Annotated in this window: 8 protein-coding genes; 3 read left to right on the top strand and 5 right to left on the bottom strand. The window is 69.4% G+C overall.

Annotated elements, in window-relative coordinates; all coding sequences use genetic code 11:
* Nucleotides 1-82: 82 nt before the first annotated feature.
* The 4 genes from JWP28_RS03435 to JWP28_RS03450 all read right to left on the bottom strand — a co-directional run bounded on the left by JWP28_RS03435 (nt 83) and on the right by JWP28_RS03450 (nt 3,186).
* A complete protein-coding gene (locus tag JWP28_RS03435) occupies nt 83-460 on the bottom strand; it encodes a hypothetical protein (RefSeq protein ID WP_299539968.1) in 378 nt (125 codons plus the stop codon).
* Between the two features lie 86 nt (nt 461-546).
* Nucleotides 547-1,164, bottom strand: coding sequence for a 30S ribosomal protein S4 (gene rpsD, locus JWP28_RS03440; protein ID WP_299539971.1), 618 nt, complete (start codon nt 1,162-1,164; stop codon nt 547-549).
* A 151-nt stretch (nt 1,165-1,315) separates the two neighbouring features.
* Complete coding sequence (locus tag JWP28_RS03445; RefSeq protein ID WP_299539974.1) at nt 1,316-2,404, bottom strand: DUF561 domain-containing protein; 1,089 nt, start codon at nt 2,402-2,404, stop codon at nt 1,316-1,318.
* Nucleotides 2,401-3,186 (bottom strand): RNA methyltransferase, encoded by a 786-nt coding sequence (locus tag JWP28_RS03450; protein ID WP_299539976.1) that lies wholly within the window; start codon nt 3,184-3,186, stop codon nt 2,401-2,403. The genes JWP28_RS03445 and JWP28_RS03450 overlap by 4 nt, the downstream gene beginning before the upstream one ends.
* Between JWP28_RS03450 and bla the strand changes: the two genes are divergently transcribed.
* The 3 genes from bla to JWP28_RS03465 all read left to right on the top strand — a co-directional run bounded on the left by bla (nt 3,185) and on the right by JWP28_RS03465 (nt 6,019).
* Nucleotides 3,185-4,243 carry a class A beta-lactamase gene (gene bla, locus JWP28_RS03455; RefSeq protein ID WP_299539978.1) on the top strand — a complete coding sequence of 353 codons (1,059 nt, stop codon included), beginning with the start codon at nt 3,185-3,187 and terminating at the stop codon, nt 4,241-4,243. The two genes, JWP28_RS03450 and bla, sit on opposite strands and share 2 nt — an antisense overlap.
* 96 nt (nt 4,244-4,339) lie before the next feature.
* Entirely contained in the window at nt 4,340-5,554 is a 1,215-nt protein-coding gene (locus JWP28_RS03460) for an NADP-dependent isocitrate dehydrogenase (RefSeq protein ID WP_299539981.1), read from the top strand.
* Nucleotides 5,555-5,641: 87 nt separating this feature from the next.
* Complete coding sequence (locus JWP28_RS03465) at nt 5,642-6,019, top strand: VOC family protein (protein WP_299539984.1); 378 nt, start codon at nt 5,642-5,644, stop codon at nt 6,017-6,019.
* A 16-nt stretch (nt 6,020-6,035) separates the two neighbouring features.
* Here the strand turns inward: JWP28_RS03465 and JWP28_RS03470 are convergent.
* A partial coding sequence (locus tag JWP28_RS03470) for a DHHA1 domain-containing protein (protein ID WP_299539986.1) occupies nt 6,036-6,368 on the bottom strand: 333 nt, incomplete at its 5' end.

The following is a 6,368-nucleotide window of genomic DNA, read 5'->3' on the forward strand; positions in this document are numbered from 1 at the left end:
GTGTCCTTATCGATTCCGAAGTTCGCCAAAGCCAGCCGCAAGCGCTTGCGAACTTCGGAATCGGGACACTAGCCGGCCGGCTTCAGCCGCCCGGCCCCGTCCAGGCGATCAGCGGATTGAGCAGGAAGACCGGCGTGCGCGGCGCGAGCCCCAGCTCCTCCCAGGTGAAGGCGAGTTCCGCCTGGCCCATGGCGAAGGACTTGCACGTGTCGACGTGCTTGCGCCCGACGGCCAGCGTCACCGCATCCCCGCGGCGCTCCACATAGAAGGCGAAGTCCGCTTTGGCGGTGCAGCCGTTGGACGACACCCGCATGGTCAGCGCCTCGCGCCCGGCCTGCGCGGAATAGAGCGGTTCCAGCTCCGCCAAGGCGCCGGGCGCAGGCGCGACCGCGGGCGGCCCCGTCACCGTCGCGCAGCCGCCGAGCGCCAGGGCCGCGACCAGGAAGAGCCTGCGATTCATCCGTCCCACTCCGCCACAGTCGGCGGACAAGCAAAAGGCCCCGGAGCGATCCGGGGCCTTCGCAATCGTCACAGGATGTCTGTCGCCTAGGACGCGTAGAATTCGATGACGAGGTTGGGTTCCATCTTCACCGGATAGGGCACTTCGGCCAGCTCCGGCATGCGGATGTACTTGGCGCTCATGCCCTTGCCGTCGACTTCGATGTAGTCGGGCGTGTCGCGCTCGGGCGACTGCAGGGCTTCCAGCACCAGGGCCATGTTGCGCGAGCGCTCGCGCACCGAGACCACGTCGCCCGGCTTCACGCGGAACGACGGGATGTTCACCCGCTTGCCGTTCACCAGCACGTGGCCGTGGTTGACGAACTGACGGGCCGCGAACGGCGTCGGCACGAACTTGGAGCGATAGACCACCGCATCCAGGCGGCTTTCCAGCAGCGCGATCAGGTTCTCGGAGGTGTTGCCCTTCCGGCGCGCGGCCTCTTCGTAGATCTTGCTGAACTGCTTCTCGGTCAGGTTGCCGTAGTAGCCCTTCAGTTTCTGCTTGGCGCGCAGCTGCAGGCCGAAGTCGGAGACCTTCTGCTTGCGGCGCTGGCCGTGCTGGCCGGGCCCGTAGGCGCGCTTGTTGATCGGGGATTTCGGGCGGCCCCAGATGTTTTCGCCCATCCGGCGGTCGAGTTTGTACTTGGCGCTGTGGCGCTTGGACATTTCGTTCTCTTCTTCGACCCGAGCCGGCGCTTCCGAAGCTGGAAGCGCGATCTCAACGGCGGCGTTCGCGTCAACCCGTCATAGATCCTCGGACCGCACGGTTGCCCGGCGGAGAGGAAGGCGGGGTGTATGCCCACCGGCCCTCGCGGAGTCAAGGTTTCGGCGGGCGCAGCGCCGTGCGTTCGGCCAGCGCCTTCGCCGTTTCCTGCGCCTGCGCCCACCAAAGTTTGACCAGCTCGCCGGCTTGCCCCGGTCGCGCGAGCGTCACCGCCTGGCCGGCCCACAGCGACATCATCTCGGGATCGCCGGCCTTGTCGGCGGCCGCGCGCATCGCCTGGGTGAGGCGGTTCTGCACCGGATAGGCCGGCACGTCCTCCTGGACGCCGCGCATCTCCCGGACGAACCGGTTCTCGAGCCCGCGCGCATAGCGGCCGGAGAAGGCCCGGGTCAGCCGGGTCGCGTCGTCCGGCGCATCGCGGAGTGCAGCCTGCCAGGTCGGCCCGTTGGTCGCCTCGTCGGAGAGCAGGAAGGCGCTGCCCATCTGCACGGCGCTCGCCCCCAGGGCCAGGGCGGCGGCGACGCCTCGCCCGTCCATGATGCCGCCGGCGGCGATCACCGGCAGGTCGACGGCTTCCAGCACCGTCGCCACCAGCGCCATGGTCCCCACCGAGCTCGCCTCGATATCCTCCAGGAAATAGGCGTGGTGGCCACCCGCCTCGAAACCCTGCGCACAGATCCCGTCGGCCCCGACCTCCGCCCAGGCGCGCGCCTCGGCCACGGTGTTGGCGGTTCCCACGACATAGCTGCCGGCGGCGTGCAGGGCGTCGACCTGTTCCCGGGTCAGGACCGAGAAGGCAAAGGAGGCGACCGGCGGCGCGGCCCGCGTCAGGGCGTCGAGTTGCGCCTCGAAGTCGTGCGAGAAGCTGCTGGGGAGAGCCGGCAGCGGCGCGCCAAGCTCGGCATACCACGGCGCCAGGCGCGCCAGCGCCGCATCGACCTCCGAGGGCTCCGGCCGCGCGGGCGGCGCCATCAGTAGGTTGACCGCGAAAGGCGCGTCGGTCTGCGCCCGCAGGCTGTCCACCGCCGCCGCCATATCCGCCGGCGCGACTGTCGCGCCGGCCAATACGCCCAAACCGCCGGCCCGGCTCACCGCAACCGCCATGACGTCGAAGCTGGCGCCCACCATCGGCGCCTGCAGGATCGGGATCGGCAGGGCTTTCAGCAGCGCGGCGAAGCTCACGCGCCCTCTCCCTTCGCCTTCTTTTCCGCCAGCTTGGCCAGCACCCGTCCGCGGCCCTTGGACAGCGCCGTGACTACGCCGCGGAAGGTGCGCACCTCCTGGTCTGTGAAGCTGGCGCGGCCGAGCGCCGAACGCAGGTTCTGCACCATTGAGGGCCGTTTCTCCGGCGGGTGGAAGAAGCCGGCGTTGTCCAGCTCGCGCTCGAAATGCTCGTAGAGACCCTGCATGGCCGCGCCGTCCGCCGGCGGCGGCCCGTTGCGGAACGGCTGCGGCGCCTCGTCGGCCACGGTCATGCGCCACTCATAGGCGGTGATGGCGACCGCCTGGGCGAGGTTGAGCGACTTGAACAGCGCGTCGACCGGCAAGGTCACCACCGCCTGGCAGAGCGCGATATCGGCGGTCTCCAGCCCGGCGCGCTCGCCGCCGAACATCAGCCCGGCCTTCAGGCCCTGGGCGCCGGCGTTCGCCAGGTTGCGGGCGGCCACCCGCGGCGTCAGCACCGGCAACTGCAGGTCACGCGGGCGGGCGGTGGTCGCGTAGACCAGCTGCAGGTCGGCGAGCGCGTCCTCGACGCGGTCGAACACCCGCGCGGCGTTCAGCGGCCAGTCGGCGCCGGAGGCCGAGGCCCAGGCGCGCTCCTGCGGCCAACCGTCCCGGGGGTTGACCAGCCGCAGCTCGGAAAGCCCAAAGTTGGCCATCACGCGGGCGGCGGCGCCGATGTTCTCTGCAAGCTGCGGCGCGTTCAGGATAATGACAGGGGTCGCAGGGGAGGCTTTGGGCATGACACGCTTACAATCGCTTGGCGCGGCCAGCGCAAGCCTCGGCAGGCGCGGCCTCCTGGTGGGAAGTGCGAGCCTGGCGCTGGCGGCCTGCAGCCGGAGCCAGCCGCTGACCGCGTCCCGCACGCCCGCCCTCGACATGAAGGGGCTGGATTCCGGGGTCGCCGAACTGGCCGCCCGCGCCATGCCCGGCGTGCTGGGCTTCGGCCTTATGAACCTGGAGAGCGGCCAGTTCTGGGTGCGGCTCGGCGACCGCACCTTCCCGATGCAGAGCGTCTTCAAACTGCCGCTTGGCGCCGCGGTGCTCTCCGAAGTCGACGCCGGACGCCTCAACCTCGCCGAAACCCTGACCCTGACGGGCAAGCAGCTCTCGCCTCCCTGGTCGCCGATCGCCGACGCCTGGCCGGGGCGCGCGGCCTACACCGCCCAGGAACTGCTCATCGCCACGGTGGGCAACAGCGACAACACCGCCGCGGACCTCCTCATGGAGCGGATCGGCGGACCGGGCGCGGTCGGCGCCTGGCTGGAGTCGAAGAAGGTCGATGAGGTGCGGGTGGACCGCTACGAACGCGAAGTGCAGCCCGACGTCTACGGCATGGCCTCGTTCCGGCCGGCCTGGAAGGGCGAGGCGGCCTTCAGCGCCGCCCAGGCGACCGTCGCGCCCGAGCGCCGCCGCGCCGCTATGCTGGCCTACATGGCCGACCCCCGCGACTCCGCGACACCGAGGGGCATGCTGGGGTTCCTGCGCCGCTTCGACACCGGCGAGCTCCTCTCCGCGACCTCCACCGCGCGGCTACTGACCATCATGCGAAGCACTCCGCGCGGCGCCGACCGGCTGAAGGCGGGGTTCCCGAAGGGCGCGAGCTTCGCCCACAAGGCTGGAACCTCCGGCACGGACCAGGGCCTCAACGCCGCCTACAACGACGTGGGCATCTTCACCCTGCCCGATCGGCGCAGCTATGCGATCGCGGCCTTTCTGGCGGGCTCGACCGCCCCGGAGAAAGACCGCGCCGCGCTGTTCGCCGATCTCGGCCGTCTGGCGGCCAGGAGCGTCGGCTGAGGGGCGCCTCGGCGCCGCAGCCTGCAGCCTTTGCGTCCGCGCCGACGAAGGCTATACGGCCCCAACCTTCAAGTTCGCGCGGAGCCGTCGCCCCTCATGGCAAAGATCAAAGTCGCCAACCCCGTCGTCGACCTCGACGGGGACGAGATGACCCGCATCATCTGGAAGCTGATCAAGGACAAGCTGATCTTCCCCTTCCTCGACCTCAAGATCGACTATTACGACCTGAGCATGGAGAACCGCGACGCCACCGACGACAAGGTGACGGTCGAGGCCGCAGAGGCGATCAAGAAGCACGGCGTGGGCATCAAGTGCGCGACCATCACGCCTGACGAGGCGCGGGTGAAGGAGTTCAACCTCAAGCAGATGTGGAAGTCGCCGAACGGCACCATCCGCAACATCCTGGGCGGCGTCGTCTTCCGTGAGCCGATCATCTGCCGCAACGTGCCGCGCCTGGTCCCCAACTGGACCCAGCCGATCATCATCGGCCGCCACGCCTTTGGCGACCAGTACCGCGCCACCGACTTCAAGGTGCCGGGTCCCGGCAAGCTGACCATCAAGTGGGAGGGCGAAGACGGCCAGAAGATCGAGCACGAGGTCTTCGACTTCCCGGGGTCTGGCGTGGCCATGGCCATGTACAACCTCGACGGGTCGATCCGCGACTTCGCCCACGCCTCGTTCGCCTATGCGCTGGACCGCAAGTACCCGCTCTATCTGTCGACCAAGAACACCATCCTCAAGGCCTACGACGGGCGCTTCAAGGACATCTTCCAGGAGACCTTCGACGCCGCCTATTCCGACCAGTTCAAGGCCGCCGGCATCACCTACGAGCACCGGCTGATCGACGACATGGTGGCGTCGGCGCTGAAGTGGTCCGGCGGCTTCATCTGGGCCTGCAAGAACTACGACGGCGACGTGCAGTCCGATACCGTGGCGCAGGGCTTCGGCTCGCTCGGCCTGATGACCTCCGTGCTGATCACCCCGGACGGCAAGATCATGGAGGCCGAGGCCGCCCACGGCACCGTCACCCGCCACTACCGCCAGTTTCAGCGGGGCGAGAGCACCTCGACCAATTCCATCGCCTCGATCTTCGCCTGGACGCGGGGCCTGGAGCACCGCGCCAAGCTCGACAACAACCCCGAGCTCGACCGGTTCGCCAAAACGCTCGAACGGGTGTGCGTGGAGACCGTCGAGAGCGGCTCGATGACCAAGGATCTGGCGCTGCTGGTCGGCGACACCCAAGGCTGGCTCACCACCGAGGGCTTCATCGACAAGGTGGCCCTGAACCTCGAGAAATCGCTGGCCGCCTGATCCGGCGGAATCCGGACGCCATCATCGGTTCGTTCTTGCTTCGTTCCCGCGCGCCGCTATCCTGGCGCAGGAACGAGGAGGCGAGCGATGACCATCGGCTACATCACCATCGGCTATAACGACGAGGCGCAGGCCGTGGCGTTCTACGACGCCGTCTTGGGCGCGATCGGCTATGAGCGCGGACCGGTCGAGGGCGGCTGGGCCTTCTACGGCCACGGCGAGGCGCCGGGTGTCGGGCTCTGCAAGCCCTTCGACGGCCAGACCGCGCGCGGCGGCAACGGGGCCATGACCGGCTTCAAGGCCGACACCCGCGACCAGGTGCACACGGCCTATCAGGCGGCGCTCGCCCACGGCGGGACCGACGAAGGCGCGCCGGGCTTCCGGCCCCCGGAAGCGGCCAACGCTTCTACGGCGCCTATGTCCGCGATGGCGTCGGCAACAAGCTCTGCGTCTACGCGACGCTAACCTAGGCGACCGAGAGCTAGGCTCCGGCGATCGTCGCCTTGGCGGCCGCGAGGCCCTCCGCGGCCTTCGCGCCGTCGGGGGCGCCGCCTTGGGCGAAGTCGGGGCGCCCGCCGGCGCCCTGGCCGCCTAGGGCCAGGACCGCCGACTTGGCGATCTCGACGGCGTTGTTGGCGGCCTGGGCCGAGCCGGTCACCGCCACAGTCACCGCCGCCTTGCCGTCGGCGGTGCCGATCAGCAGGATCACGCCGTCGGGCAGCTGTTTCTTGAATTCTTCGGCGATGGGCCGCAGATCCTTGCCGCCGACGCCGTCCATCACCCGGGCGAGCACCTGCACGCCGCCGATGTCCTC

This window comes from Phenylobacterium sp., from assembly GCF_028290885.1.
Taxonomy (GTDB): Bacteria; Pseudomonadota; Alphaproteobacteria; order Caulobacterales; family Caulobacteraceae; genus Phenylobacterium.